Source organism: Acidihalobacter prosperus (assembly GCF_000754095.2).
Classification (GTDB): domain Bacteria; phylum Pseudomonadota; class Gammaproteobacteria; order DSM-5130; family Acidihalobacteraceae; genus Acidihalobacter; species Acidihalobacter prosperus.
Genome location: NZ_JQSG02000002.1, coordinates 91,750 through 116,030, shown reverse-complemented (window position 1 = coordinate 116,030; position 24,281 = coordinate 91,750). Strand labels below are relative to the sequence as shown.

The 24,281-nt window shown below is 64.1% G+C and carries 25 protein-coding genes; all 25 read left to right on the top strand.

From position 1 onward, the window contains the following. Positions 1-170 precede the first annotated feature (170 nt). The 25 genes from THPRO_RS04485 to fliR all read left to right on the top strand — a co-directional run bounded on the left by THPRO_RS04485 (position 171) and on the right by fliR (position 24,278). Positions 171-1,541, top strand: a complete 1,371-nt coding sequence (locus tag THPRO_RS04485; RefSeq protein ID WP_038089713.1) for a flagellin N-terminal helical domain-containing protein — start codon at positions 171-173, stop codon at positions 1,539-1,541. Positions 1,542-1,654: 113 nt separating this feature from the next. After that, complete coding sequence (locus tag THPRO_RS16205) at positions 1,655-2,056, top strand: flagellar protein FlaG (RefSeq protein ID WP_161489928.1); 402 nt, start codon at positions 1,655-1,657, stop codon at positions 2,054-2,056. A 30-nt stretch (positions 2,057-2,086) separates the two neighbouring features. Further along, positions 2,087-3,505 carry a flagellar filament capping protein FliD gene (fliD, locus tag THPRO_RS04475; protein ID WP_038089715.1) on the top strand — a complete coding sequence of 473 codons (1,419 nt, stop codon included), beginning with the start codon at positions 2,087-2,089 and terminating at the stop codon, positions 3,503-3,505. Positions 3,506-3,583: 78 nt separating this feature from the next. Then, positions 3,584-3,982: a flagellar export chaperone FliS gene (gene fliS, locus THPRO_RS04470; protein WP_065089284.1), complete on the top strand. Its 399-nt coding sequence runs from the start codon at positions 3,584-3,586 to the stop codon at positions 3,980-3,982. Next, the gene (locus tag THPRO_RS04465) at positions 3,979-4,341 is read left to right on the top strand and encodes a hypothetical protein (protein ID WP_038089718.1); all 363 of its coding nucleotides are present in this window, start codon (positions 3,979-3,981) and stop codon (positions 4,339-4,341) included. The genes fliS and THPRO_RS04465 overlap by 4 nt, the downstream gene beginning before the upstream one ends. Before the next feature lie 31 nt (positions 4,342-4,372). Continuing rightward, entirely contained in the window at positions 4,373-4,936 is a 564-nt protein-coding gene (locus THPRO_RS04460) for a PilZ domain-containing protein (protein ID WP_065089283.1), read from the top strand. Positions 4,937-5,074: 138 nt separating this feature from the next. Next, positions 5,075-6,496 (top strand): sigma-54 dependent transcriptional regulator, encoded by a 1,422-nt coding sequence (locus THPRO_RS04455; RefSeq protein ID WP_082954438.1) that lies wholly within the window; start codon positions 5,075-5,077, stop codon positions 6,494-6,496. Positions 6,497-6,579: 83 nt separating this feature from the next. Then, positions 6,580-7,815 (top strand): sensor histidine kinase, encoded by a 1,236-nt coding sequence (locus tag THPRO_RS04450; protein ID WP_065089282.1) that lies wholly within the window; start codon positions 6,580-6,582, stop codon positions 7,813-7,815. Between the two features lie 4 nt (positions 7,816-7,819). Next, on the top strand, positions 7,820-9,163 hold the full coding sequence (locus THPRO_RS04445) for a sigma-54-dependent transcriptional regulator (protein WP_065089392.1): 1,344 nt from the start codon (positions 7,820-7,822) through the stop codon (positions 9,161-9,163). Between the two features lie 66 nt (positions 9,164-9,229). Next, complete coding sequence (gene fliE / locus THPRO_RS04440; RefSeq protein ID WP_038089734.1) at positions 9,230-9,553, top strand: flagellar hook-basal body complex protein FliE; 324 nt, start codon at positions 9,230-9,232, stop codon at positions 9,551-9,553. Between the two features lie 17 nt (positions 9,554-9,570). Further along, positions 9,571-11,274, top strand: a complete 1,704-nt coding sequence (gene fliF, locus THPRO_RS04435) for a flagellar basal-body MS-ring/collar protein FliF (RefSeq protein ID WP_065089281.1) — start codon at positions 9,571-9,573, stop codon at positions 11,272-11,274. Next, entirely contained in the window at positions 11,267-12,274 is a 1,008-nt protein-coding gene (gene fliG, locus THPRO_RS04430) for a flagellar motor switch protein FliG (protein WP_038089738.1), read from the top strand. Before fliF ends, fliG begins: the two co-directional genes overlap by 8 nt. Further along, a complete protein-coding gene (locus THPRO_RS04425) occupies positions 12,267-12,923 on the top strand; it encodes a FliH/SctL family protein (RefSeq protein ID WP_038089742.1) in 657 nt (218 codons plus the stop codon). Before fliG ends, THPRO_RS04425 begins: the two co-directional genes overlap by 8 nt. Further along, positions 12,920-14,362 (top strand): flagellar protein export ATPase FliI, encoded by a 1,443-nt coding sequence (gene fliI / locus THPRO_RS04420; RefSeq protein ID WP_082954437.1) that lies wholly within the window; start codon positions 12,920-12,922, stop codon positions 14,360-14,362. Before THPRO_RS04425 ends, fliI begins: the two co-directional genes overlap by 4 nt. Then, complete coding sequence (gene fliJ / locus THPRO_RS04415) at positions 14,359-14,805, top strand: flagellar export protein FliJ (RefSeq protein ID WP_038089747.1); 447 nt, start codon at positions 14,359-14,361, stop codon at positions 14,803-14,805. Before fliI ends, fliJ begins: the two co-directional genes overlap by 4 nt. A gap of 159 nt (positions 14,806-14,964) precedes the next feature. Further along, positions 14,965-16,167 (top strand): flagellar hook-length control protein FliK, encoded by a 1,203-nt coding sequence (locus THPRO_RS04410; RefSeq protein WP_065089280.1) that lies wholly within the window; start codon positions 14,965-14,967, stop codon positions 16,165-16,167. Positions 16,168-16,363: 196 nt separating this feature from the next. Continuing rightward, positions 16,364-18,004 (top strand): methyl-accepting chemotaxis protein, encoded by a 1,641-nt coding sequence (locus THPRO_RS04405; RefSeq protein WP_065089279.1) that lies wholly within the window; start codon positions 16,364-16,366, stop codon positions 18,002-18,004. 147 nt (positions 18,005-18,151) lie between these two features. Next, positions 18,152-19,816: a methyl-accepting chemotaxis protein gene (locus THPRO_RS04400; protein WP_082954436.1), complete on the top strand. Its 1,665-nt coding sequence runs from the start codon at positions 18,152-18,154 to the stop codon at positions 19,814-19,816. Positions 19,817-20,034: 218 nt separating this feature from the next. Continuing rightward, a complete protein-coding gene (locus THPRO_RS04395; RefSeq protein ID WP_052064580.1) occupies positions 20,035-20,535 on the top strand; it encodes a flagellar basal body-associated FliL family protein in 501 nt (166 codons plus the stop codon). A 9-nt stretch (positions 20,536-20,544) separates the two neighbouring features. Beyond that, complete coding sequence (gene fliM, locus THPRO_RS04390) at positions 20,545-21,522, top strand: flagellar motor switch protein FliM (protein ID WP_038092319.1); 978 nt, start codon at positions 20,545-20,547, stop codon at positions 21,520-21,522. A gap of 17 nt (positions 21,523-21,539) precedes the next feature. Further along, entirely contained in the window at positions 21,540-22,028 is a 489-nt protein-coding gene (gene fliN, locus THPRO_RS04385; protein WP_145930692.1) for a flagellar motor switch protein FliN, read from the top strand. Between the two features lie 5 nt (positions 22,029-22,033). Next, entirely contained in the window at positions 22,034-22,465 is a 432-nt protein-coding gene (gene fliO / locus THPRO_RS04380; protein ID WP_038092388.1) for a flagellar biosynthetic protein FliO, read from the top strand. After that, positions 22,462-23,214, top strand: a complete 753-nt coding sequence (gene fliP / locus THPRO_RS04375) for a flagellar type III secretion system pore protein FliP (RefSeq protein ID WP_038092312.1) — start codon at positions 22,462-22,464, stop codon at positions 23,212-23,214. Before fliO ends, fliP begins: the two co-directional genes overlap by 4 nt. A gap of 11 nt (positions 23,215-23,225) precedes the next feature. After that, complete coding sequence (fliQ, locus tag THPRO_RS04370; RefSeq protein WP_038092309.1) at positions 23,226-23,495, top strand: flagellar biosynthesis protein FliQ; 270 nt, start codon at positions 23,226-23,228, stop codon at positions 23,493-23,495. Positions 23,496-23,504: 9 nt separating this feature from the next. After that, positions 23,505-24,278 carry a flagellar biosynthetic protein FliR gene (gene fliR / locus THPRO_RS04365; protein ID WP_038092386.1) on the top strand — a complete coding sequence of 258 codons (774 nt, stop codon included), beginning with the start codon at positions 23,505-23,507 and terminating at the stop codon, positions 24,276-24,278. Positions 24,279-24,281: the final 3 nt, after the last annotated feature.

The window sequence follows — 24,281 nt, the reverse complement described above, 5'->3', positions numbered from 1 at the left end:
GCCGTCCGCGGCGCCCGTGCTCCCCCGAAAAAAAGCCCTAAAGTTCCGCTACGGCCGGCCGATAGTTCTGGGCGTGAGCGGCCTGTTTGGCGCGCTTATCAAGAGTAGCCGCCGGGCGGCGCAGGCTTTAAGTCAAATAAATCGGGTAGCACGTAACGGAGGTTACAGACATGGCCCTTGTCATCAATACCAACATCGCGTCCTTGAACGCGCAGAACAACCTGAACTCTTCGCAGAGTCAGTTGGACAGCGCCATCGCACAGCTGTCCTCCGGTCTGAGCATCAACAGCCCGGCCGACAACCCGGCTGGGTACGCGATCGCTCAGCGCATGACGGCCCAGATCAACGGCTTCGATCAGGCCATGCGCAACGCGAACGACGGCATTTCCTTCGCGCAGGTGGCCAACGGCGCCCTGAATACGATCAACGGCGCGCTACAGAATATCCGCACGCTGTCGGTGCAGGCGGCCAATTCGACCAACTCCGCGCAGGATCGCCAGGCGCTCAATGCCGAGGTGCAGCAGTCCATTGCGCAGGTCAACACTACGGCGCAGGACACCCAGTTCAACGGGCAGTCCATCCTCAACGGCAGTCTCAGCAGCCTGGTGTTCCAGGTGGGCGCCAATGCCGGTCAGATCATTTCGACCAACGGGCTCGACGTGCGCGGCCAGAACCTTGGCGCGAGCTACGGCGACGGCCTCAGCATCAATACGACGACGAATCTGAGCAGCGCAACGGGGACCATCACCATCAACAACGTCGCGGTCAACCTGAGCGGCAACAACGGATCGGTGTCCGACGTGGTGGCCGCCATCAACAACGTCAGCAGCCAGAGCCAGGTCTACGCGCAGCGCGCCGATACCACCGCCGGCACGGTGGGTTACACGAACACCGGCTCGGGTACGATCACGATCGACGGCGTGACCGTCAACGTGGCGAGCGGCGCGACGGTGTCCGACGTGGCGGCGGCGATCAACGCCTACACCACTCAGACCAACGTCACCGCCACCACGGGTACGGGCACGCTGACCCTGACCGACTCCACCGGCGCGACCATCACCGTGACCGGCAGCGGCGGCGTCGCGATCGCCAGCGGCGGCAACATTTCCGCGGGCATCGAGCTCTACACCAAGGTCGGCGGCGCGATCGCGGTGAGCGGCAGCGCAACCACGCTGAGCAACATCGGCCTGAGCGGTACCGGCGTGAACTTCAGCAGCCTGAGCACGCTGACCCTGAACAGCACCAACGTCCTCACCTACGACAACGCCAAGACGGCGATCAAGGCGATGGACTTCGCGCTCAATCAGCTCAGCCGCGACGGCGGTTTGCTCGGTGCGCTGCAGTCGCGCTTCCAGGCGACCATCTCCAACCTGCAGTCGGCTTCGACGAACACGCAGGCGGCGAGGTCCCGTATCCAGGATACGAACTTCGCGGCGCAGACGGCGGCACTGAGCCGGGCGCAGATCCTGCAGCAGGCGGGTGTGGCGATGGTGGCCCAGGCCAACACGGACCCGCAGGTTGCGCTGACGCTGCTCAAGTAAGAGAGCAGTCGCGATAAGGGCGGGTCGGGGCGTTAAGTCCCGACCTTCCCGGTTGGGGAGATGAGGTCTGCAGGGACGCGCCACTCATGACCCCGCGGTGGAGGTTCAAGGGGATGAACCAAATTACAAACGATCTTTCACTGTTGACGGGTATCCCGATGGCATCCGGTTCGCCGCAGGGGACAGCAGTTTCGGCGAATGCCGGGGGCCAGGTGGTTGGGGCAAACGCGGGTCAGGGAGGCAATTCTGCGCCGCCCGGCAGCCCGCCCAGCGGAAAGGTTCAGCCGGGGATGTTGGACCAGGCCCTGGTTCAGGTAAACGACTATCTGCAGTCTCAAAGCCGTACGCTCCAGTTCAGTATCGACCAATCGACCCATCAGACCATTATCAAGGTGATCGACCAGTCGAACGGCCAAGTGTTGCGGCAGATTCCGCCCGAGTCTATGGTGGCTCTGGCGCAAAGGTTGCAAGAGATGCGTCACGTGGAGACGACGGGCGTCGCCGTCAAAACCTGAAGAGATTGGCAAACGCGAGGTAACAGGGCCATGTCCGGGATCATCAGCTCGCCAGGCGTCGGTTCGGGCCTGAACGTCAAATCGATCGTCAGCCAGCTGCTGCAGGCGGATTTCGGGCCGCAGCAGACGCTGTTGACCAATCAGCAGAATGGTCTGAATGCCCAGTTGTCGGCCTTCGGCGCGATCAACAGCGACGTTTCCTCGGTCAACTCCACCCTGCAGGCGCTGGGCAGCTTGACCCAGAGCTACAACGCCTCGTCGAGCAACAATGCCGTGGTGACGGCGACGTCCGACGGCACCGCCACGCCCGGCAGTTACAATGTCAGCGTCACCGCGCTCGCTCAGGCGCAGAGTCTCGCCAGCAGCACGTTCAGTTCGGCCACCGCATCGATCGGGACAGGCACGCTGACCTTCCAGTTCGGCAGCTACAACAATGCCACGACGCCGCCGACGTTCACCGCCAACAGCGCGACCAGCCCGACCAGCATCACGATCGACAGCTCGAACAATACGCTCCAGGGGCTGGCGGACGCGATCAATCAAGCCAATTTCGGCGTTTCGGCCACCATCATCAACAACGGCAGCGGCTATCAGCTTTCGTTGACCTCGAGCGCCGGCACGGATCATCAGCTCAATATTACCGACAGCGGGTCAAGCCTCGGGGCCTTTACCTATAGCGGGACCAACGGCGCCTCGACGCTCAGCCAGACCGTCGCCGCGCAGAATGCGCAGCTGTCGCTCAACGGGGTCGCCATCAGCTCGCAGAGCAACACGGTCACGAATGCGGTGACGGGCGTGACCCTGAATCTGCTGGGCCTCACCAGCGGCTCGCCCGTGGCCGTGACGGTCGGCCCGAACACGGGAGCCGTCACCCAGGCGGTGCAGTCGTTCGTGAACGCCTACAACAGCTTTGCCAAGGACGTCACCAAGTACGCAAGCTACGATTCGAAGACCAAGACCGCGGGCGTATTGCTCGGCGATCCCACCGTGCGCAATCTGGTCAACCTCTTCCAGAACGGCGTGGTCCAGCGTATCAGCGGGGCGCCTGCGCAGTATCAGAATTTGATGGCCCTGGGCATTACGGCTAATACCAATGGCACGCTGAGCCTGGATACATCCAAGCTCAGCGCGGCCATGACCAGCGACTATTCGGGTGTGGTCACCGCGCTGCAGACCATCGGCACGCAGTTGGGTTCGACCGTGGGCAGCATGGTTGGGCCGAACGGCATCATCACGGCCCGCACGAACAGCATCAACCAGCAGCTGACCAATATCCAGAAGCAGTTCAGCGATCTCAGTACGCGCATGCAGCAGGAGCAGACCACGCTGATGCAGCAGTACACGGCCATGGATACGCTGGTGGCGAATCTCAAAAACACCAGCAGCTACCTGACCTCGCAGCTGGGTAGCCTACCCTCCGCCAGCAGCAGCACGACGCCAGGGGGGTGACCTGGGGCAACGGCAGGATCCATGCATTTGAGCTGCAACGGCGCCTTTTGTCGCATTCACCTCAGATAGGGTAAACAAATGAACCAGGCTTTGCGGCATTACCAACAGGTCGGGCTTGAGGGATCGGTGGCGGACGCCAATCCCCACACCCTGATTCGCCTCCTGATGCAGGGAGGACTCGACAATATCGCGCGCGCCAAAGGCGCAATGAATCGAGGGGACGCGGGCGTCAAGGCCCAGCTGATCGTGGACAGCATCCGGATCATCGATGGACTCAGGGTGTATCTAGACCACGAACAGGGCGGCGAACTGGCGCGCAATCTCGAAGCGCTCTACGACTATATGTCGCGCCGTCTGGTCGAAGCCAACGCTAACAACGACACCCGGCTGCTCGACGAGGTGGCCGGATTGCTGGCGGAGGTCAAATCCGGGTGGGACGCGATAGCCCCCGTCAAGGACGGTCGGGCACCGGCATGAACGGCGGCGTCGAGACATCCGCCAATGTCTCCCATACGGGGCGGGTGGCCGGCCTGATGGCACTGGTCGCACGTGGCCGGCAGCTGCTGGAGAATGCGCGCGCGAGTCAGTCCCCGGACTGGCAGAAGCTGTTGCAGGAAGAGGCCGGTTTGCGCGGGCGCCTGGAGTTTCTGATGCGCCATCCGGTGGGGCCGGAAGAGGTCGAGGCGGTCCGGATCGCGCTGCAGGAACTGCTGGCGATCAACACGGATCTCGTCGCCCTGATCGAGGGATACCGTGGACGTGCCCTCCAGGCACTGGAGCACAAGGCATTGGTACGCCGTGCAGCGCGTGCCTATGGACAGAGTGCCGTCGGCTAGCGCCGCCCGCGCGATGGGTTATTCTTGAGACATGGACGAATCCAACGCGCCGCTCGACGAAGGCATCGTATACCGTGCGACCCTGCCCTTGGCCTGGAAGCCTGTTCCGGCCATGCCCTCGGCAGAGGTTCAGGCCCAGATCAATGAGACCAACGTGGCTCTGCTGGCCATGTTCGGCGTACTCGACGAACATCCTGCGGAATTCAAGGGCGGCGAACCCGAGGTCGTGCAGGCCATCGCGCGTCTGGATATCAAAATCGGTCTTGTGCTCGAACTGGTCGGCGAACTACTCCGGCATCAGCTGGCCTTGCCCAAGGCATTCCCGGTGGCGCTGTCCGAGCAGGGACTTAGCTGGATCGTCGAGCCGACCACGGCGCCCGCGAGGGGCGATCTCGTACGCATGGACATCTACCTGAAGACCGGCTATCCGCGCCCGCTACGCTGCTGGGGAGAAGTGATATCCGTCGAGCACAGCGGACGAGGCGTCAAGATCGCGGCACGATTCCGCGGGATGGCCGAGGACATGCGCGACGGATTGAGCAAGCTTATCTTCAGACATCACAGGCGATTGATCGCAAGCCAAAGAAGCGCTTGATTATTAAAATAAAAAATAACCTTATTCGCGTCGTGTTGGTTTTTTGACATTTCTCCTGCTATCTTTCTCACATGGATCTGTCGTCAAGAGGCGACAGGTGGCCTGCAAATCATAAATATCCATAAGAATCTAGGGGCTATGTCGAGCGTGATGTTCAGTCAACACAAGGGTGACGATGTCGCAGCACCCGTCGTCTGGGTTGCCGCCGTGGCGGGCGGCGTCGCGGATCAATTGCATGCCATCGTGGAGTTTCTTGGCTTCACGCCGGTCGACTTCGATGCGTCGCAAGCCGCAGAGGAAGCGGTAGCGCTCATGGTATGCACGCTGGATCAACCCGATCGAATGAAGGATGTCCTGGATTGGCATAAGCAGAATGCGGGCGCGCCTCCGCTGGTGATCGTGGGCGAGGTGCCGGCGTCCTGCGACGATGCGGCCGCACACCTGGCGTGGCCGTTGGACGCCAGCCAGACGATCCTGGCGCTTGAGCGCGCGCGCGCAAGCGCGGGCGCCGCCGCGCGGGCGGCCGAAAGTGGCGACATGCCTTCGATCCTGGACCGGATGTTGATCGGCCGGGGGCGTTCGATGCAGCGTCTCAGGCGCTTGATCGCGCGGGTGGCCGAGACGGACACCACGGTGTTGATTCAGGGAGAAACCGGCACTGGCAAGGAAGTGGTGGCTTCCGCCGTGCATTACTGCTCGCCGCGGCGGGAGCGCCCGTTCGTGGCGGTGAACTGCGGTGCTATTCCGGCCGAGCTACTTGAAAGCGAGCTGTTCGGTCACGAAAAAGGCGCTTTCACCGGTGCCCTGACGGCTCGCCAGGGGCGTTTCGAGCTGGCTCAGGGCGGCACGCTGTTTCTTGATGAAATCGGCGACATGCCTTTGCCCATGCAGGTTAAGCTTTTGCGCGTACTGCAGGAGCGAACATTCGAGCGGGTGGGCAGCAATCGCAGCATCAACACCGACGTGCGCGTGATTGCCGCCACTCACCGGGATCTGGAGACTTCGATAAGGGAAGGCCGTTTCCGCGAGGATCTGTATTATCGCCTGAACGTGTTTCCGCTTGAGGTGCCGCCGCTGCGCGAGCGTAAGGAGGACATCCCGCTGCTGGTCGAGCACTTCGCCGGCCGCCTCGAGCGCGGCGGCCGGGGGCGTGTGCGGCTCTCGGCCGGGGCTTTGAAGGCCATGAATCTGTACGATTGGCCGGGTAATGTGCGCGAGCTGTCGAATCTGATCGAACGGCTGTCCATACTGGTGCCGGATGGTGTCGTGGAAGTGATGGATTTGCCGGTGAAAATACTTGAGATGGCGGACGTGGACATCGCGACGGCGGCGGACGATGGCGCTGGCGAGGCCATGCCCTCGATCGGTCTGCCCGAAGAGGGGGTGGATCTGCGGGAATATCTTGGCCAGCTGGAGATGTCCTTCATCCGCAAGGCGCTCGAAGATGCCGGCGGTGTCGTGGCACACGCGGCGCAATCCCTGCGCATGCGTCGTACCACCTTGGTCGAGAAAATGCGCAAATACGGTATCCAGCGACAGGAAGATGTGCCGGAAAGTTGACGGGCCATGCTGGCGGCTGTTATGTAAATATCTGATTTTATAAAATAAACCACACCTGGTACGAAATCTGCTGAGGTCAGGGTATGAACCCGACGGACCAAGCAATCTCAGGGCAGGCAACCGATGGCGAGCCATCGGCTCAGGCATCGGAGCGCGAGCGTCTGCTGGCCGAAGCCTTCGATGCCTTCAACCGCCTCTCGGAAGACCTTGCCTTTTCGTATCGAGGGCTGGAACAGCGCGTGGAGCAGCTCAGCCGCGAGTTGGCGGCGGCCCGCTCCGAGCGTCTCGTGCAACTGGCCGAGAAGGAGCGTCTCGCCAATCGTCTGGGGCGACTGTTGGAGCTGTTGCCGGGTGCGGTCATCGTCACGGGCGAGGACGGCATGGTGCGCGAGGCGAATCCCGCAGCACACGAGTTCCTTGGCGAGCCCCTGATCGGACAGCGCTGGCCGGAGGTGGCCATGCGTTTCGTATCCGGTCCCGCCGGCGCGGGCGAGGTGCGACTGGACGACGGCCGACGCCTGAATGTTTCGGTGCGCTCGCTGGGTTCCGAGCCGGGGGACATACTGCTTCTGCAGGACGTGACCGACACCCGTACGCTACAGGAGCAGCTGGACCATCACCGGCGCCTGGCGGCCATGGGGGAAATGGTAGCGGGTCTGGCGCACCAGATACGTACGCCGCTGTCATCGGTTCTGTTGTATTTGGCGCACCTGGAGCCCCGGCGAATCGAGGAGGAACAGCGTCTGCGGGTGGTCGGAAAGATCCGTGCGCAGGTGCAGCATCTCGAGCGCATGGTGAACGACATGCTCCAGTTTGCACGCGGCGGCGCCAACAATCTGACACCGCTGACGCTGGGCGCCATCGTGGATGAGTTCAGGGAGATGGTGAATCTGCCGCTCGCGGAGCATGGCGGTACCCTGGCGATCGATTGGGAAGCCGGACTCGCCGACCGCTGCTGCATGGGGCAGCGTGAAGGGTTGGTGGGTGCGCTGCTGAACCTCGCCTCGAACGCAATGCAGTCGGCTGATCGGGGCGTGCATCTGGATCTCAGGATCTGGCAGCCACGCGGCGAACATGTCGCCATGACGATGCGCGACAGCGGCCCCGGCGTGCCGCAAGCCATCGCCGATCGCATCTTCGAGCCTTTTTATACCACGCATCATCAGGGGACGGGATTGGGGCTGGCTGTCGTGCGCGCGATCCTGGAGGCGCACGGCGGCGAAGTGACGCTCGATCGCAGCGGGCAGCCCGGCGGCGCGTTCACATTGCATTTGCCGCTGGTCCCGTGCGACGCGACTGACAACGACAATGGAGCATGATGGCATGACCGACACCCTCAAAGTGCTTGTGGTCGAGGACGATCTGAATCTGCGCGAGGCCGTCGTGGATACTCTGCTGCTGGCGGGCTTCGGGGTGATTGCCGCCGGCGACGGCCGCGAAGCCCTGGCCCGCCTGTCCGACGAGCCAGTGGGCATGGTCGTCAGCGATGTGCAGATGAGCGGCCTGGACGGCCATGCGCTGCTCAGACGCATCCGTCAGCTCAGGCCGGATATCCCGGTCGTCCTGATGACCGCGTATGGCACGATCCAGCGTGCGGTCGATGCCATGCGCGATGGCGCAGCGGATTATCTGGTCAAGCCTTTCGAGGCTTCCGTGCTGGTCGAGATGGTCAGCCGCCTGATGCCGAACACGGCCGCCAGCGAGGGCGCGCCGGTGGCCGAGGATCCGCGTACCCGGGAACTGCTGGCACTGGCAGGGCGGGTCGCCGCCGCCGAAGCCACGGTTATGATCACCGGACCTTCCGGCAGCGGCAAGGAGGTGTTCGCTCGGGAAATTCATCGCCTTTCGGCGCGCGCCGAGGGGCCGTTCGTGGCGATCAACTGTGCAGCGATTCCCGAGAACATGCTCGAGGCGATGTTGTTCGGCTATGAAAAGGGAGCCTATACGGGCGCGCACGAGGCGCGGGCTGGAAAATTCGAGCAGGCCAACGGCGGCACCCTGCTGCTCGACGAAATTTCGGAAATGGATCTGATGCTGCAATCCAAGCTGCTGCGCGTGCTGCAGGAGCGCGAGGTCGAGCGGCTGGGCGGCAATCGTCTGATACCTCTCGATGTGCGCGTGCTGGCGACCTCGAACCGCAATCTGCGCGAGGAGGTGGCGGCAGGCCGCTTCCGCGAGGACTTGTTTTACCGCCTGAACGTCTTTCCGCTGCACCTGCCCCCGCTGCGGGAACGCCCCAAGGATATCCTGCCGCTCGCCCGCCGTCTGTTGCAGCGGCATGCCGGCGGCCCATTGACGCTGACTGCCGCGGCCGAACATCGTCTGCTCGCGCACGACTGGCCGGGCAACGTGCGCGAACTCGACAATGTTATCCAGCGGGCGCTGATTCTCAGCAACGGTACGTGCATCGATCAATGCGATCTGCATTTCGAGAACCTGGATACCGGCACCGGCATCCAGGTTCAGGTCGACATGTCGGACGCCGCGGCCGAAAGCAGCGTGCTCGATGCCGACCTGCGGCGACGGGAAGGTGAACTGATCCTGGAGACCTTGCGCGCGGTAAACGGCAACCGCAAGGAAGTGGCGGCCCGCCTTGGCATCAGCCCGCGAACCCTGAGATACAAGCTGGCCAAGCTCAGGGATGCAGGCGTTGCAATCCCCTGTTGACGGGGAGTTGGCGCTATTTTTGCTTCACAGGGGTATCTGGCGTCGAAACGCTGACGGAGTGGTGTGATGAGCGGTACGGAAATCAATCAGGTGCTGGCGCAAATGCGGGCCATGGCTGCGGTTGCCGACGGCAACAACAAGCCGCCTGCGGCGGCACAGCCTGGCCAGGTGGATTTCGGCAAACTGCTGGCCGATTCCATCAATCAGGTCAACGAGGCACAAAAGCACGCCGGGAATCTGGCGACCAGCTTCGAGCAGGGCAACACACAGGCGGATCTCGGGCAGGTGATGATTGCCTTGCAGAAGGCCAGTCTTTCCTTCGAGGCGATGACCCAGGTACGCAACAAGCTGGTGTCGGCGTACCAGGAAATCATGAACATGCAGATTTGAATCGGCCCTGACGCGTTATGGCATTGATCAACCCCGAGGCGATTCGCACCCAGTTCGACAACTTTTCCCGGTTGCCGGCGCTGCGCCAGGTCGGGCTCATGGTGGGACTCGCGGCCAGCGTGGCATTGGGCGTTGCCATCGTGTTGTGGTCTCAGCAACCGACCTACAGCCTGCTGTACGGCAATCTTTCCGCCAAGGATTCCGGGCAGGTGCTCGAGGCACTCGACAAGGCGGGTATCCATTACCGCGTCAGCCCCACCAGCGGGGCGATCATGGTGCCGGCCACGGATGTTTACCGCGCCCGCATCAAGCTGGCGACCGAGGGACTGCCCAAAGGCACGACCAGCGGTTTTGCCATGTTCGATAAGGCCCAGGGGCCGTTCGGCGCGAGCCAGTTCATGGAAACCGTGCGTTACAACCAGGCCCTGGAGCAGGAGCTGGAGCGCTCCATCGCTTCGCTCGACAGCGTGCAGAGCGCGCGCGTGCATCTGGCCTTGCCGAAACAGTCGGTTTTCATTCAGGACAGCCCGAAGCCCTCCGCGTCGGTGCTGCTGAATCTGTATCCGGGGCGGGATCTGAGTTCGGCCCAGGTGGCGGGCGTGGTGCATCTGGTGGCGTCGAGCGTGCCGGGACTGTCGCCCGAGAATGTCACCGTCGTCAATCAGCATGGGGATCTGCTGACGCGCAGCGGGCAGAACGGGCCGGAGGCGGCGGGCTCAGCGCTCAGCGCTGCCCAGTACGCGCTGACCCAGCGCCTGGACCGTCTCTATGCCAAGCGCATTCGTGAAATTCTGGCGCCTATCGTCGGTAGCAACGGTGTGCGGGCGCAGGTTACGACGAACCTCAACTACTCCCTGATCAACACCACCAGCGAGACCTACGATCCCAAAAGCCAGGTCATTCGCAGCGAACAGACCGACGATCTGGTCAAACGTGGGGCGCCAAGCGGCGGCGTGCCGGGTGCCTTGACCAACCAGCCGCCGCCGGCCGGCGTGCCGGCGAACCAGTCGGCCAACAATCCGGCGGGGGCCGGAACGTCGACCACCGGCCAGGCCGAGGCGACCAAAGCGGGCCCTCTCGGTCCGATTCTCGAAACCCGCAAGCAGGCGACGCGCAACTTCGAGATCGATCGCAAGATCCAGCATATCCAGCAGGCGCCGGGTGCGATCAACCGGATGTCCGTAGCCGTGGTCGTGAATTATCAGGAGAAGAAGGCCAAGGACGGAAAGGTGACGGAGGAACCGCTGTCGGCGCAGGAAATGGCCAATATCACCAATCTGGTCAAGGAAGCCGTGGGCTTCAACGCCGGCCGTGGCGATACCGTCAATGTGATCAACGCGCCTTTCCGCGCATCGCCGGCCGCGGCGGTCGCACCCGCAGGCCCACCGATCTGGGAGCAGGCCTGGTTCTGGAATCTGCTCAAGCAGGCGGCTGGCGGCCTGGCCGTGTTGTTCCTCATTTTCGGCGTGCTGCGCCCGGTGCTGCGCAGCCTCAGTCACGCCCCCGCTGCGGCACTCTCCGGGGCGGCGGCTGGCGCTGGCGCGGTCGAAGCGGGGGCCGTGGGCGGGGATACGGAGGGCGTGGGCGAGGATCGCGTGACTCTGTCGGGCGAAGGTGGCGGCAGCGCCTATGATCAGCAGTTGGCGGCAGCTCGTTCTCTGGCTCAGTCGGACCCCAAGCGGGTAGCTCAGGTCGTCAAGGGCTGGCTCGGCGATGAGTAGCGCGGCTCCCGTCAACGGTGCGCAGCGGGCGGCGATCCTGCTCATGACCCTCGGCGAGCAGGAGGCGGCCGAAGTCCTCAAGCATATGGGGCCGCGCGAGGTACAGAAGATCGGTGCCGCGATGGCCGAATTGAGCGGCATTTCGCGTTCCGTGGTCAGCGACGTATTGGGTCGTTTCATCGATATCGTCGGCGACCAGACGGCCCTCGGCATCGGCAACGACGACTATATCCGCAACGTGCTGGTACAGGCGTTGGGCGAGGACAAGGCCGGCGGCATCATGGACCGCATCCTGACCGGTCACAACTCGCGGGGCCTCGACCAGCTCAAGTGGATGGATGCGCGGGCCATTGCCGAAGTGGTGCGGCTGGAACATCCGCAGATCATCGCGATCGTGCTGAGTCACCTCGATCCGGATCAGGCGGCGGAGGTGCTGGTGCATCTGCAGGATCGGGTGCGCGCCGACGTGATCATGCGCATCGCCACGCTGGATGTGGTCCAGCCATCGGCGATCAAGGAGCTCGACGAGGTGCTGGAACGCCAGTTCAGCGGCAACTCCAACGTCAAATCGTCCGCGGTCGGAGGACTCAAGAGCGCGGCTAACATCCTCAATTTCATGGATTCGAGCGTTGAGAGCGCGATCATCGAAATCGTGGCCGAGAACGATGCGGACATCGCGCAGCGGATCGAAGAGCTGATGTTCGTGTTCGACAACCTTGCGGAGCTCGACGACCGCTCGATCCAGAGCCTGCTGCGCGAGGTGGCGTCGGAAACCCTGGTGGTTGCCCTCAAGGGCGCCGACGAACCGTTGCGCGAGAAGATATTCAAGAATATTTCCAAGCGTGCGGCAGAGATGCTGCGCGACGACCTCGAAGCCAAGGGGCCGGTGCGCCTGAGCGAGGTCGAGGCTGCGCAAAAGGAAATTTTGGCGGTGGCCAGGCGCATGGCCGATTCCGGCGAAATCGCGCTGGGCGGCAAGGGCGGCGACGAGTATGTCTAAGCTCATTCCCAGCGAAGCGGGCGATCTGGCGAGCCCTTGGCAGGCACCTGCCATGGATTTCCGCTCGCCGGCATCGCCGAACGACAACGCCGGCGAGGAAATCCCGGACCTGCAGCCCTTTACCGCCGACCAGCTCGAACAGGTCGAGACTGCCGCGCGCGAGGAAGGTTTCCGCCAGGGCCATGCCGAAGGGTTGGCGGCGGCCGAGCAGGAAATGCGCGTGCGCATGGAGCGGCTCGACGAAATCATGCAGGCGCTGGCACGACCGCTCGACGAGGCCGGGGAGCGGGTCGGCGACGAACTGTTGCCGCTGGCGGTGGCTATCGCGCGCCAGCTCGTGCGGCGCGAGCTGGCCACCTCGTCGGGCGAGATCGTGGCGGTGGTGCGCGAGGCGCTGCAGGCACTGCCGTCATATGCGAGCGATGTTCGCGTTGAGTTGCATCCGGACGACGCCCGGCTGATCCGCGAGGCCATGCCGGAAGGCGAGGGCGAACGAGCATGGCGGGTGGTCGAGGATGCCGCCCTGGCGCGCGGCGGCTGCCGCGTGCGCTCCGATGTCAGCCGTGTCGACGCAACGGTTGAGCACCGTCTGAATCAGATTGCGGCCCGTGTTCTGGGCGACAGTCGCAGCGAGGGCGAAGCGACATGAGGCCGCGAGAAAATCTGCAGACGGGCTGGCGCGAGCGCCTGGCGCAGGCCAGCCTGCGCGCGCAGGCGCCGGCCCCGCTGATCGCGGAAGGGCGTTTGACGCGCATGGTCGGGCTGACGCTGGAAGCGGTCGGCTGCGAAATGCCGGTCGGTGGCCGCTGCGAGATCGCCACTGCGCAGGGGCGCAGGGTCGAGGCCGAGGTGGTTGGGTTTTCGGGCGCGAAGGTGTTCCTGATGCCGGTCGGCGATATCCGCGGTTTGACGCCCAACGCGCGGGTCATCCCGCTGGGCAGTTCGCACAATATCGCCGTCGGCCCCGAGTTGCTCGGCCGGGTACTCGACGGGGTTGGGCGCCCGCTCGACGGCAAGGGGCCAGTACATACCCCGGACAGCGTGGCCCTGACCGGGCATCCGATCAATCCGCTGTCACGTCGGCCGATTCGCGAGCCGTTGAACGTCGGCATTCGGGCGATCAATGCCCTGATCAGCGTGGGGCGCGGGCAGCGCATGGGCCTGTTCGCCGGCAGCGGCGTGGGCAAGAGTGTTCTGCTGGGCATGATGACGCGCTATACCGAGGCCGACGTTACCGTGGTCGGCCTGATCGGCGAGCGTGGTCGGGAGGTCAAGGAGTTCGTGCAGCAAAGCCTTGGCGAAGCGGGCCTCGCGCGCGCGGTGGTGATCGCCTCACCGGCCGACGATCCGCCATTGATGCGCCTGCACGGTGCCTGGTATGCGACCGCCATCGCCGAATATTTTCGTTCTCGCGGGCTCAAGGTGCTGCTGTTGATCGATTCGTTGACGCGTTTCGCCCAGGCCCAGCGCGAGATCGCGCTGGCGATCGGTGAACCGCCTGCGACCAAGGGATACACCCCCTCGGTATTCGCCAAGCTGCCGCAGCTGGTCGAGCGCGCGGGCAACGGCAGTCGCGACAGCGAAGGCTCGATCACCGCCTTCTACACCGTGCTGACGGAAGGCGACGATCCCAACGATCCCATCGCCGATGCGGCCAGGGCGATACTCGACGGCCATATCATCCTCTCCCGTCAGATCGCCGAGCGCGGGCGCTATCCCGCGATCGATGTCGAGGCTTCGATTTCGCGCGTGATGCATGAGGTCATTCCGCCCGATCATCTGGCTCAGGCGCGGCGCTTCAAGCAACTCTATGCCGCCTATAGCGCTCACCGCGATCTGATCAGCGTGGGCGCCTACCAGACCGGCAGCGATCCCGGCGTCGACGAGTCGATCGCGCGCTATCCTGATATGGAGCGCTTCCTGCAACAATCGATGGCCGAGGGCGTTGATTTTGCGGGTAGTCGGGCCGCCCTGGCCGATTTCTTCCCCGCTCCGCCCCCCGTCCAGACCACTGACGAAGGCGATGGCGAAGCCGCCGAACTCTTGCGGCAGTTGAGCGATTACACCAACACCCAGGCCTTGTCATGAGCACACGTCGAGCCGATCGACTCAAACCGGTACAGCTACAGGCGGCGCGCAATGCCGAAGCGGCCGCGATCCAGCTGGCCGAACTGTCGCGTGCGGTCGAGGCTGCGCGCGTGCGGTTGAGCGAGCTCCGCGATTGGGAGCAGGAATACGCCCAACGGATGCAGGAGGGCACCATGAACATGGGCGATCTGCTCGACTATCGGCTCTTTCTGCAGCGGCTGTCGGATGCCGGTCAGGCACAACAGCGCGTGCTCCAGGAGGCGGAATCGGCGTTCCAGTCCGGGCGGACGAACTGGCTTGAGCTGCGCGCTCGGCAGGAGGCCTTGAGCCAGGTGGTCCTGCGTTATCAACAGGAAGCGCAAACGGAGGCCGCCCGCCGCGAGCAGCGCGATGCCGATGAGTTCGCTTCGTCCAGCGCGCGCCGCCGTGATGGAGGCGAATGATTTTTTCTGGCATTTTCCTTGCTTGATTCCAGGCATGAAACGTCTACTTGCCACGGATTTCGCGTGAACGGCCCTGGTTCCGCTGTTGCTGCGCAGCCAGCTCCTCAGCCGAGCGCGCCTGCCGCGATATCCGCCCCGGCGGGTGCGGCGGCGCCGGCGTTGTCTGCAGCACCTTCCGCCAGCGGTTTCGCGCAGACCCTGCAACAGCTTTCCCGGCAGACGCCCGCTGCATTCGACGCGAAGTCCGCACAGCCGGCCCAGCCCGCACAGCCCTTGTCGCCAGCCGCCCAGCGGGTTTCCCATCACGCAAAGCCTTCCGGTCAGGATGCCGCCCACGCATCACATGCTCATCAGGCTGCCGACGCCCGGCGGTCGGCGCCGACGCAGTCCAAAAGCGCCGATGCCGCCCCGCTCACGGCCGACAAGGGCAAGCCGATATCCGGTAAGCAGACGTCCTCGGCCGATGGCGCGACGGTTTCCGGCGGGCAGGGGCAGACAGGCAATCCGTTGCCGCCCATGATCCCTGTTTTGCCGCATACCCTGCGCGCCGATGCCGCGATGAACGCGGTCCTGGGCGGCGGACGTGGAGGAAGCGCGTCAGTCCGGGGTTCGGACGTGGCCGCACATGGCCGTGCCGACATGGGGCCGCAAGGACCGGGCAATGCGCGGGCTAGCGGCGGCAGTTGGCAGCAGCTGCTGACCGATGTCACTCTGCTGAGTGCGAAAACCGCGGGCGAAGGCCCGGCGGCTGCCGGCACATCGTCTGCGGCGTTCGCTGCGCTGAGCGCGATCAAGGGTGTTCCCGCCACTGTCGCCGGCGGCGGTGGCCTAACCGCCATGCCGTCGATGCAGCTGGTGGCCGCGAACACCCAAGTCGCGGGCGCGGTACCGCCGGGCGCCACGCTTGCGCCTGGTCAGCCCGGCTTCGCGCAGGCGCTCAATGGACAGGTCGGCTGGATGGTCGGCCAGGGACAGCAGACGGCGGTCGTGCAGATCAATCCGCCGCAGTTGGGACCGCTGCAGATATCCGTGCAGATTCACGGCGATCAGACCCAGGTTCTGTTTCAGACCCATCATGCGCTGACCAAGAGCGCACTTGACGCCGCAACGCCGCAGCTGCGCGAGTTGCTCGGCCAGAACGGGCAACAAGTCAGCGTGAATGTTCAGCAGCAGACGCCTGGCGGCGGCCAGTCGCCGTACGGCAACGGCACCGCTGGCGGCTTTGCTCATGGCGGCCACCAGGGTGCCGGGTACGGCGGTGCGATGCCGTTCGGGCAGACCGACAGCGATGGCGAAGTCATGGCGGCAGCACCCAAGGGGTGGGTATCGCTGAACAGGGGGCTGATCGACGCCTATGTCTGAGCAGGCCTGCGCGCGCGCGCCGCAGTCTATATAATCAACCACTGATTTAATCCCGCCCGCGCCCAGCGCGGGGCGGGTTTCGCTTGTCCAACGCCCATTTGATAAGAAAATCATATCAAAACGAGCAGGAATGCCGACCTCATGCATAACGACTGGAACGACACCTAAACACAGAACAGATTTCGAGGGCATTTGAATGACCGTTATTCCCGTTTCGCTCAAGGGCCGCCTCATGGCATCGGCCGGGCTGGCCATTTTGCTGGTGATCGGCGCCGTGGCGGTGACGCTGAACTTTCAGCAAGGCATCAGCGCCTCCATCCGGTTGGCCGGCGTGCGCGACGTCCCGCTCAAGCGCAGTGTCGAGCAGATGGTGCTCAACGGCCTGCTATCCGGCATCGCCATCCGCGACCGCATCATCCAGGGCGACGCAATCATGGAACCCTGGGACAAGGAGGTGGCGGACGGCTTGAAGGGCTTCGATGCGGCATACCGCATCGCGGTCGAGAAGGCGGATGGTCGTCCCGATCTTGAAGCGCTGTTGCAGAAAATCGACGTGCTGTGGCGCAAGAACAAGACTCAGCGCGAGCAGATGGTCAAGTTGCTCAAGGGCGAGGAGAGCGCGGAGGCGCAGAACCTGCTCAGCCAGCACGCTCAGCCTACCTGGCACGATATCTACAAGCTGCTGCACCAGCTTGACGACGAGGTCAAACGGATTCAGCTGGCGGATCGCCATCACGTTCAGCGCCAACTCCATCAATCCGCGATCTGGAGCACGAGTTTGCTGATACTGGCGGTGTTGCTGGGCGGGGGTCTGACGGGGCTTGCGATATTCACGATGGTGAGGCGTCTGAACGGCGCGATTCGTGTGATGGACGACATAGCGCAGGGCGAGGGTGATCTGACGCGTCGGATGCCGGATCACGGGCGCGACGAGCTGGATCATCTGGGGCGTTCGTTCAATCGTTTTGTGGAGCGGATCCAGCAGGTGGTCTCGCAGGTATCGGGCTCGACGGCGCAATTGGCGGCGGCGGCGGAGGAGCTGTCGGCGACGAGCGAGGAGAGCAGCGAGCAGGTGCGCCGGCAGCAGTCGGAGACGGATCAGGTGGCGACGGCGATGCACGAGATGTCGACGACGGTGCAGGAAGTGGCGCGCAACGCGAGCGATGCGTCGCAGGCGGCGCAGCATGCGGACGGCGAGGCCCGTCAAGGCCGCCAGGTGGTGGGCGAAGCGGTGAAGGCGATCGACACGCTGGCGGGTGAAGTGGAGCGAGTGGCGCAGGCGCTGCACAAGCTGGAGGGCGACAGCGCGCAGATCGGTCGCGTGCTGGAGGTGATCAGCGGAATCTCGGAGCAGACCAATCTGTTGGCGCTGAACGCGGCGATCGAGGCGGCGCGCGCGGGCGAGCAGGGTCGTGGCTTTGCGGTGGTGGCGGACGAGGTGCGCACGCTGGCGCAGCGCACGCAGGACTCGACGGAAGAGATCCGAGGCATGATCGAGCAACTGCAGGGTGGCGCGAAGGCGGCGGTCTCGGCGATGGACGCGGGCCGCGAGCGAGCGAGCCAGAGCGTGGAGAAGGCTCGGGAGGCGGACATGTCGCTGCAGACGATCACGGAGGCGGTGGCGCGGATCAACGACATGAACGCGCTGATCGCGAGCGCGGCGGAGGAGCAGTCGTCGGTGGCGGAGGAGATCAACCGCAACATCAGCAACATCAGCCAGGTGACGGAGCAGACGCTGTCGGGTGCGCAGCAGACGGCGACGGCGAGCGAGGAGCTGGCGCGCCTGTCGGCGGGTCTGCAGTCGCTGGTCTCGCAGTTCAAGATCCACGCGGCATGAGACGCTACCCCATGTTATAAACCGACCGCCAGAAGACACCCGCGCGCAGCCGCCGCCCCACATGGGGCGGCGGCTGCGCGCGCTTTGGCGCGGACGATTGTTCCATACGCCCTCTCTACGACAAGATCACACAACCACGAGGAAATCATGTCAGCGTATCAGCAGTACGGCTCACCGGGATTGTGGGCGCGGATGAACACCATTCAGGGACGGCTTTATTTCTTGGGCGTGGCCTTCATGCTTTTGCTGGTCGCGACCACGGCGCTGAGTCTCTGGGATGCCGATCGCCACATGCTGGCGGAGCGCGAGGGGCAGGTTCAGCGCGAGGTTCAGACGGCGGCCAGTCTCGTGCAGGGGTTCGTCAACCGTGTGCAGTCTGGCGAGATGAGCGAAGCACAGGCCAAGCAGGAGGCGATGAAGGCGGTGGCGAGTCTTCGCTATGGCCGATACGGCTATTTCTGGATCAACGACATGCAGCCGCAGATGGTGATGCATCCGATCAAGCCCGCCTTGGACGGCCGCGATCTGAGCGGGTTCAAGGACGCCAACGGCAAGCCGGTCTACGACGATATCGTCGATCTGGTGCAGCGCAAGGGAAGCGGTTTCATCCATTACGTCTGGCCGTTGCCCGGGCATACGCAGCCGGTGGACAAGGTGGCCTACGTGACGGCAGTGCCCGCCTGGGGCTGGGTGATCGGCTCGGGGCTCTATCTGGTCGACCTCGAACAGGCCTTCCAGGCGCAGATGCTGCAATACGGGCTGGTGGCCCTGGCGGCACTCGTCATCGGCCTCCTGCTCGTGGCCTGGCTCGGGCGGTCGGTAACGCGCCCGCTGGGGCTGGTGACCGAACGGCTGGCCGAGATTGCGGCGGGCGAGGGCGATCTGACGCAGCGACTCGACGAACATCGCGAGGATGAAGTGGGTGCGCTGGCGCGCGCCTTCAATCGCTTCGTGGATCGTATCCAGCAGCTTATCCGGCAGGTGTCGGGCTCGACGGCGCAGCTGGCGGCGGCGGCGGAGGAGCTCTCGGCGACCAGCGACGAGACGCGCGGGCATGTCCGCCGGCAGCAGAGCGAAACGGACCAGGTGGCGGCGGCGATGAACCAGATGTCGGCGACGGTGCAGGAAGTGGCCCGGCATGCCAATGAGGCGGCACAGGCGGCCCGGGCCGCCGATGGAGAGGCGCGGCAAGGCCGTCAGGTGGTCGGACAGACGGTCGGGGCGATAGACGCGTTGGCCACGGAAGTCGAGCAGGCGGCGCAGGTCATACAGGCGCTCGAAAGCGACAGCGAGCAGATCGGTCGCGTGCTGGAGGTGATCAGCGGAATCTCGGAGCAGACCAACCTGTTGGCGCTGAACGCGGCGATCGAGGCGGCGCGCGCGGGCGAGCAGGGCCGTGGATTCGCGGTGGTGGCGGACGAGGTGCGCACGCTGGCCAGGCGCACGCAGGATTCGACGGAGGAAATCCGTGGCATGATCGAGCGCCTGCAGGTGGGTGCCCGAAATGCGGTCACGGTCATGGACAGCGGCCGCGACCGGGCCCACGCCGGCGTCGGGCAGGCACGGGCGGCGGATCAGTCGCTGGATGCGATTACGCGCTCGGTGGCCCGGATCAACGACATGAATGCCCTGATCGCGAGTGCGGCCGAGGAGCAGTCATCGGTGGCGAGCGAGATCGACCGCAACGTCAACAATATCAGCCAGGTGACCCAGCAGACATCGGCCGGTTCCGAACAGACCGCGAGCGCCAGCGAGGAACTGGCCCGTCTTGCGGCCCAGCTGCAGTCGCTGATCGGTCAGTTCCGCATTTAGCGGCAGTCCGGCCCGCGCGGCGTCAGGCAAGCCGCACGGGCCAGGCCGCCGGTATTTTGGCGCTCGGAGTTGTCCGGCTCTGTGGTGCGTTTTTATCTATTTGATTAATAAATCTATTATTGGGTGTGGCTCGGAGTTTGCTTGTGTTTGTGCGCAGGCGTCGCGAACCCGATGATCACGCGCGGCATTCAAGGCTAATCGAACCAGGAGATTTGAAGATGGCAGAGGAAGCACAGCCGGCGAAGAGCGGATCCAAGGTCAAGCTCATCGTGATCGTTTCGGTTGTCGTGGTGCTGGTGCTGGGCTTGGGCATCGGGGCGACGTTGTTTTTCACCGGCGCCTTCTCGAGCAAGGCACACAAGGGCGAAACAGCACAAGCGGAGGCGCCGGCGCCGAAGAAGCCCGCGATCTATCTGTCCATCGAACCCGCGATGGTCGTCAATCTGGGTCCGGACCAGCCGGTGCGCTTCCTGCAGTTGGGGATCGACGTCATGGCACGCGACCAGAAGGCGATCGACGCGGTCAAGGAAAACATGCCAGCGGTTCGCAATCGCCTGATCAGCCTGCTGAGCGGACAGAAATATGCGGTGGTCAGTACCCCGGAAGGCAAGGAGGCCCTACGCAAGCAGGTACTCGCGAGCATCAATGCGGTGCTTAAGGATTCGGGCGACAAGCATTTGATCGAGCAGGTTTACTTCACCAATTTCGTGATGCAGTGACACTCGGCCATGGCCACGAATGACGTTCTGTCCCAGGAGGAAATCGACGCCCTGCTGCATGGCGTCGACAATGGCGGTGTCGACACCACTCCGGACGGAGGAGCGGATGAGGGCGCGCGCGAGTACGACCTGACCAGCCAGGAACGCATCGTCCGCGGACGCATGCCGACCCTGGAGATGATCAACGAGCGTTTTGCGCGCCACTTCCGCATCAGTTTGTTCAACATGCTGCGATTCGCGCCGGAGATCAGCGTCAAGAGTATCCGCATCCTCAAGTTTTCCGAGTATCTGCGCGGCCTGTTCGTGCCGACCAGCCTCAATTTGACGCGCATACGCCCGCTGCGCGGGACGGCCTTGTTCGTGATCGACCCGCAACTGGTGTTCATCTCCGTCGATAACTTCTTCGGCGGCGATGGGCGCTTCCGGGCCAAGATCGAGGGCCGCGACTTCACGCCGACCGAAATGCGGGTGGTCAAGATGATGCTGGACCTCAGCTACAAGGACATGAAGGAAGCCTGGGCGCCGGTCATGCCCCTGTTCTTCGAATACCTCAATTCCGAGGTCAATCCGCAATTCGCCAATATCGTCAGCCCGACCGAAGTGGTGGTGGTCTCGACCTTTCACATCGAACTCGAGGGCGGTGGCGGCGACCTGCACGTGACCATGCCGTATTCCATGGTCGAGCCGATTCGAGACGTGCTCGATGCGGGTATCCAGAGCGATCGCTCGGAGGTCGATGATCGCTGGCTGCGCGCGCTACGCAGCGAAGTGGCGGAGGCGCCGGTGGAGGTGGTCGGTCTGCTGGCTGAGACCGAGCTATCGCTGCGCGAAATCCTGCGCATGAAGCCCGGCGACATCATTCCCTTTGAAATGCCCAAGACCGTCACCCTGCGTTCGGAAGGACTGACGGTGTTGCGCGGGCATTTCGGCACGCACCAGGGATACAACGCGGTGCAAGTGACCGAACACGTGAAACGCGACTACTAGCCTCAGGGGGCAAGCAGATGAGTGCAGACACCAACGAGCCGGAGCAGGACGAAGCCGGCGGCGATCCGTGGGCCGAAGCGCTGGCCGAACAGGCGCAGGCCTCGGGCGGCGAGGGCGACAAGTCGGCCGAGGATGCGGCGGGCGGCAAGGGCGCCCAGCCGGAAACGGATTACGAAAAGGCCGCCTTCGGCCAGCTCGAAGATGCGACCGGCGAACTGGGTGCGCGTGATGTCGAGCTCGGCGGCGACATGAATCTTGACGTGATCCTCGATGTGCCGGTGAGTGTGTCGATGGAGATCGGCCGCACGCGCCTGCCGATCCGCAACCTGCTGCGGCTCAATCAGGGGTCCGTGGTCGAGCTCGACCGCCTGGCGGGAGAGCCGCTTGATGTGCTGGTCAACGGCACGCTGATCGCGCATGGCGAGGTGGTGGTCGTGAACGAGAAATACGGCATCCGCCTGACCGACGTGATCAGTCCCGCCGAGCGCGTGCGTAAACTGCGGTGAAGCAGATGGCGACACGCTGGATACTCTTGGCCGCGGGTCTCGTGCCCGCATCGGCCAGTGCCGGCGATACGGCCGTGCCGGGCGCCGCGGTACCTGCCGTGGGCGCCGGCTATTTCGTGCAGATGTTTCTGGGGCTGGCGGTGGTGGTGGCGGCCATCGTGGCGCTGTTGTGGCTGCTCAAGCGCGTCAACCGGTTGCAGGGCTCGGTTCAGGGGCAGTTGCGCGTGGTGGCGGCGGTGTCCTTGGGCACGCGCGAGCGGGCGATCGTGTTGCAGGTGGGTGATGAGCAGGTGCTGGTGGGGGTGGCACCCGGCCGGGTCAGCCGCCTGCATGTATTGCCCCGTCCGCTGCAGTCACCATCGCCGACCGACGAGAGCGATGCCGGCGGCTTCAAGGCCCGCCTTGCCAGCGCGCTGGCCGGCCGGAGGGCGACATGAAGACCGCACTGCGCCTGCTTGCCTTGCTGGGGCTTGCGCTGCTGCCCTTCGTGGTCAACGCCGCGCCGGTGGGCTCGCTGCCGCTGCTGACGGTGACTCCGGGCGGTAAGGGTGCGGAAACCTATTCCGTGAGCATCCAGGTGCTTGCGGTGATGACGGCGCTGAGCTTCCTGCCGGCGGCGCTGATCATGATGACCTCGTTCACGCGCATCATCGTGGTACTGGCCCTGTTGCGACAGGGACTCGGCACCAGCCAGACGCCCTCGAACCAGATTCTCGTCGGCCTGGCGCTGTTCCTGACCTTTTTCATCATGTCGCCGGTGTTCACGACGGCCTACCAGCAGGCGGTCAAGCCGTATATGGCAGGGGAACTGCCGGCGCAGGCGGCGATCGAGAAGGCGGCGCAGCCCTTCCGCACCTTCATGCTGCGGCAGACGCGCGAAGCGGATTTGGCGATGTTTGCGCGCATCGCCCGTCACGGCAAATTCGAGAAGCCGGCGGATGTGCCTTTTTCCCTGTTGGTGCCGGCCTTCGTCACCAGCGAACTCAAGACGGCGTTCCAGATCGGTTTCCTGATCCTGATCCCATTCCTCATCATCGATCTGGTGGTCGCCAGCGCGCTGATGTCCATGGGCATGGTGATGTTGTCGCCAATGATCATTTCCCTGCCCTTCAAGCTGATGCTGTTCGTGCTCGTCGACGGCTGGACGCTGATCATGGGCACGCTCGCGTCGAGCTTCTATCACTGATGGGGGGAGAGATGACTTCCGACACGATTTTGACGGTGGGCCAGGAGGCGATGAAGGTGGCCATGCTGTTGTCGGCGCCTTTGTTGCTCACGGCGCTGGTGGTGGGCGTGCTCATCGGCATGCTGCAGGCGGCCACGCAGATCCAGGAGATGACCCTGAGCTTCATTCCCAAGCTGATCGCCACGGCCTTCGCGCTGGCGATCGCGGGACACTGGATGCTGACCCTGCTGGTCGATTACACCCGCCAGTTGTTCATGAGCATTCCGGGGCTGATCGGCTGAGGCGCGATGATGACCGTGACGACAGGCGAAGTGGCGGCATGGGTGGGCAGCATCATCTGGCCCTTCATCCGTATCAGCGCCATGTTGCTGGCGGCACCGATGTTCGGCGCCAACACGGTACCGGTACGGGTGCGTCTCGCATTGGCCCTGATGCTCGCCTGGGCGATCCACGGTTTCATCCCGCCGGTGCCGGCGATCGATCCGGTCAGCCTCGAGGGCGCGCTGGTCACCGCCTATCAGGTGTTGATCGGCGTCGCCATGGGGCTGATCGTGCAAATGCTGTTCTCCACGCTGGTTATCGCCGGGCAGTCCGTCGCGCTGAGCATGGGGCTCGGCTTCGCCACCCTGGTCGACCCGCAGAACGGCGTCACGGTACCGGTGGTCAGTCAGTACTACGTGATCCTGGGCACACTGCTGTTTCTGGCCTTCAACGGCCACCTGCTGCTGATCGACATGCTCGTGCGCAGCTTCCACTGGCTGCCCGTCGGCCTCATCGGCATCGATCGCGACGGCTTCTGGCGCGTCGCCACCTGGGGCACGCACATGTTCGGGCTCGGTCTGATGGTGGCGTTGCCCGCGGTGGCGGCGCTGATGCTGGTGAATCTCGCATTCGGGGTCATCACCCGCGCCGCGCCGCAGCTCAACATCTTCGCCGTCGGTTTTCCGATGACCATCATGCTCGGCTTCGTGCTTATCCTGGTCACCTTGCCGGGGCTGGTGCCGCAGTTTTCGCATCTGATGGGGCAGACCTTCATGTTGCTTGCGCGCGTGCTGGGAGGCTGAGCC

Excerpts from the sequence above, each read along its gene's own strand:
- THPRO_RS04460 (WP_065089283.1), top strand. The coding sequence starts at position 4,373 with ATGGACGAATCCAACGCGCCGCTCGACGAAGGCATCGTATACCGTGCG.
- THPRO_RS04445 (WP_065089392.1), top strand. The coding sequence starts at position 7,820 with ATGACCGACACCCTCAAAGTGCTTGTGGTCGAGGACGATCTGAATCTG.
- fliI (WP_082954437.1), top strand. The coding sequence starts at position 12,920 with ATGAGGCCGCGAGAAAATCTGCAGACGGGCTGGCGCGAGCGCCTGGCG.
- THPRO_RS04485 (WP_038089713.1), top strand. The coding sequence starts at position 171 with ATGGCCCTTGTCATCAATACCAACATCGCGTCCTTGAACGCGCAGAAC.
- fliG (WP_038089738.1), top strand. The coding sequence starts at position 11,267 with ATGAGTAGCGCGGCTCCCGTCAACGGTGCGCAGCGGGCGGCGATCCTG.
- fliR (WP_038092386.1), top strand. The coding sequence starts at position 23,505 with ATGACCGTGACGACAGGCGAAGTGGCGGCATGGGTGGGCAGCATCATC.
- fliN (WP_145930692.1), top strand. The coding sequence starts at position 21,540 with ATGAGTGCAGACACCAACGAGCCGGAGCAGGACGAAGCCGGCGGCGAT.
- fliF (WP_065089281.1), top strand. The coding sequence starts at position 9,571 with ATGGCATTGATCAACCCCGAGGCGATTCGCACCCAGTTCGACAACTTT.
- fliP (WP_038092312.1), top strand. The coding sequence starts at position 22,462 with ATGAAGACCGCACTGCGCCTGCTTGCCTTGCTGGGGCTTGCGCTGCTG.
- THPRO_RS04400 (WP_082954436.1), top strand. The coding sequence starts at position 18,152 with ATGTCAGCGTATCAGCAGTACGGCTCACCGGGATTGTGGGCGCGGATG.
- THPRO_RS04405 (WP_065089279.1), top strand. The coding sequence starts at position 16,364 with ATGACCGTTATTCCCGTTTCGCTCAAGGGCCGCCTCATGGCATCGGCC.
- THPRO_RS04425 (WP_038089742.1), top strand. The coding sequence starts at position 12,267 with ATGTCTAAGCTCATTCCCAGCGAAGCGGGCGATCTGGCGAGCCCTTGG.
- THPRO_RS04395 (WP_052064580.1), top strand. The coding sequence starts at position 20,035 with ATGGCAGAGGAAGCACAGCCGGCGAAGAGCGGATCCAAGGTCAAGCTC.
- fliJ (WP_038089747.1), top strand. The coding sequence starts at position 14,359 with ATGAGCACACGTCGAGCCGATCGACTCAAACCGGTACAGCTACAGGCG.
- fliD (WP_038089715.1), top strand. The coding sequence starts at position 2,087 with ATGTCCGGGATCATCAGCTCGCCAGGCGTCGGTTCGGGCCTGAACGTC.
- fliE (WP_038089734.1), top strand. The coding sequence starts at position 9,230 with ATGAGCGGTACGGAAATCAATCAGGTGCTGGCGCAAATGCGGGCCATG.
- THPRO_RS04455 (WP_082954438.1), top strand. The coding sequence starts at position 5,075 with ATGTCGAGCGTGATGTTCAGTCAACACAAGGGTGACGATGTCGCAGCA.
- THPRO_RS04450 (WP_065089282.1), top strand. The coding sequence starts at position 6,580 with ATGAACCCGACGGACCAAGCAATCTCAGGGCAGGCAACCGATGGCGAG.
- THPRO_RS16205 (WP_161489928.1), top strand. The coding sequence starts at position 1,655 with ATGAACCAAATTACAAACGATCTTTCACTGTTGACGGGTATCCCGATG.
- fliQ (WP_038092309.1), top strand. The coding sequence starts at position 23,226 with ATGACTTCCGACACGATTTTGACGGTGGGCCAGGAGGCGATGAAGGTG.
- fliM (WP_038092319.1), top strand. The coding sequence starts at position 20,545 with ATGGCCACGAATGACGTTCTGTCCCAGGAGGAAATCGACGCCCTGCTG.
- THPRO_RS04465 (WP_038089718.1), top strand. The coding sequence starts at position 3,979 with ATGAACGGCGGCGTCGAGACATCCGCCAATGTCTCCCATACGGGGCGG.
- fliS (WP_065089284.1), top strand. The coding sequence starts at position 3,584 with ATGAACCAGGCTTTGCGGCATTACCAACAGGTCGGGCTTGAGGGATCG.
- fliO (WP_038092388.1), top strand. The coding sequence starts at position 22,034 with ATGGCGACACGCTGGATACTCTTGGCCGCGGGTCTCGTGCCCGCATCG.